This is a genomic window from Heminiphilus faecis, from assembly GCF_008728965.1.
Lineage (GTDB): Bacteria > Bacteroidota > Bacteroidia > Bacteroidales > Muribaculaceae > Muribaculum > Muribaculum faecis.
The window spans coordinates 1-1,840 of the sequence record NZ_VSMC01000060.1 but is presented as its reverse complement, the minus strand read 5'-3'; the positions used below and the strand labels follow the sequence as shown (position 1 = coordinate 1,840).

The window sequence follows — 1,840 nt, the reverse complement described above, 5'->3', positions numbered from 1 at the left end:
ACGGATCGCTCTTGGGGGCGGACTCGGCCGCCCCCGCCACTCCGGGCATCCCCTGCCGAGGAGAGAGGGAGGCTTTGGTTATGTGGATTGAAAGCTAATACTGTGCGTTTCTATTTGGATTCTTCACGCCGTTCATGGATTACAATCTTGATTGAGTCTATTTACAACATATATTATTTGATGGATGAAACTTAATTACTCTCGTAACTAAGGTTCAAGTATAATTTCATTGCGATGACTCAATATAGCTGGCCCGCGACAGTGATGCCGCGGGCCATTATATATTGTTTTATGTGTGCTGTCGTTTATACCGGAGTCGACGGGAGTATGTCCATATTGGCATCTTCGATAGCCTTTATCATCGTGCCGTCGGTATTGAAATAGAGTTCCATGTCGCGCATACCCTTCTTTTCCACCTCAAATACGTAGAAGTTTTTATCGGGCCGTTCATAAAGGTCTATATCATCCACTGTCCAGTCGGCAAACTGACTCTCGGCAAATGCTTTACCTATTTCAGCAGGAAGGAGAAATAGATTCTTGCCGTAATCGGTGTCTGTCATCGCCCATTCGGCTTTAGGGTTGAACCACACGTCTATTTCGGTAAGGTCTTTCTTGAATTCCGCCACGCGGTAGTCCGATTTATGTTCCCACTTGACTCCCGTTGCTTCGGGAAACTTGTTTTTCAATGCGGTAACGAATTCTTCCGGTACCTGTCCGCGATCATCATCATCATCGTCGCTGCAACTCTGAAAAGCCATAAACCCGCAAACTGCAATAAACAGTAATAATAAATTCTTTTTCATATAGATAAGTGTTTTTTAGCGTGAGATTTTCCCACATCGTCATAATAACATCCCTTTTGTCAAAAAGGTTTATCTATGCTGAAAATATGCACGTGTTTCCGTTACGTCTGAAATCATCTGAAGCCATAATCATCATTCTGGCTCCGTATAGTTGCTTATAGGTTCATTGAACAGTGAACCTGTGTGATGATTGCTCGAATAATTAAATTCTATATCGATAGAAGAGTTATGTGTTTTATTGCTCACCGATATTCTCTTCCCCAAGGAGATATTATGAATATTCCTTTTAGCGATCCTTACATATTTCTCCATCATTTCAAATCCGATGAAATGCCGGTGATACCTGATTGCCGCTAAAGCTGTGGTTCCACTCCCTATAAACGGGTCAAGCACGACATCATCAGGGTCAGTATATAAACGTATCGCTCTTGCTGCCAATTCTTCCGGAAACATTGCCGGGTGAATATTATTGGCGCGTACACTTGGTATTTCGGCTTGAGCCAAATTTATTTGGATAATGTTTGTCTGACGTGTAAAATTATCAGGGCTGGCGCATCTTAATTTTTCACTTAAAATGGATGGCGTTTTCATTTATGAAATCGCCATCCATTTATAAATTTAGAATTCGGTCTTATCTGATAATCCTGAGGTTCCTTCTAAATCCTTGCAAAAAGTATTTGAGCGATGGTTCGCTTCATGCTGTTTCACCTTGCTTTTCCTGAAGAGGCACTTCGGAAATCTTTACTCCTGTGTGACGGTGCATTCAGAACCAATGGTGACTGTACCGCAACTGCCGGTGCTATTGTGGCTACCGATAGATGAAGGTTTACCTCCCGGACCTTTCTTGGTATAAACCACCGTGCTTGCACCGGAGATGGTAATGTCACCGCAGGATTCACCGAGACCATTACCATATGGAAAAGCCACTCTACTTTGACCCTTTTGGCCAAACAGAATTTACCCACCTTGGCCATAATATGATTGACCCTTTAAAGTCCTGGTGTTAGGGGTCAATTTTATTTTACCCTTTTAATTCT

At 42.6% G+C, this 1,840-nt stretch carries 3 protein-coding genes; all 3 read right to left on the bottom strand.

Annotation, left to right across the window (positions count from 1 at the left end; genetic code table 11):
• Positions 1 to 305 precede the first annotated feature (305 nt).
• The gene (locus FW767_RS12895; protein WP_121700424.1) at positions 306 to 803 is read right to left on the bottom strand and encodes a PepSY-like domain-containing protein; all 498 of its coding nucleotides are present in this window, start codon (positions 801 to 803) and stop codon (positions 306 to 308) included.
• A gap of 132 nt (positions 804 to 935) precedes the next feature.
• Positions 936 to 1,394 carry a DNA-methyltransferase gene (locus FW767_RS12890; protein ID WP_121700425.1) on the bottom strand — a complete coding sequence of 153 codons (459 nt, stop codon included), beginning with the start codon at positions 1,392 to 1,394 and terminating at the stop codon, positions 936 to 938.
• Between the two features lie 150 nt (positions 1,395 to 1,544).
• On the bottom strand, positions 1,545 to 1,730 hold the full coding sequence (locus tag FW767_RS13240) for a hypothetical protein (protein WP_205523923.1): 186 nt from the start codon (positions 1,728 to 1,730) through the stop codon (positions 1,545 to 1,547).
• Positions 1,731 to 1,840 lie beyond the last annotated feature (110 nt).

Coding starts and splice junctions, on each gene's coding strand:
- FW767_RS12895 (WP_121700424.1), bottom strand. CDS start 803: ATGAAAAAGAATTTATTATTACTGTTTATTGCAGTTTGCGGGTTTATG.
- FW767_RS12890 (WP_121700425.1), bottom strand. CDS start 1,394: ATGAAAACGCCATCCATTTTAAGTGAAAAATTAAGATGCGCCAGCCCT.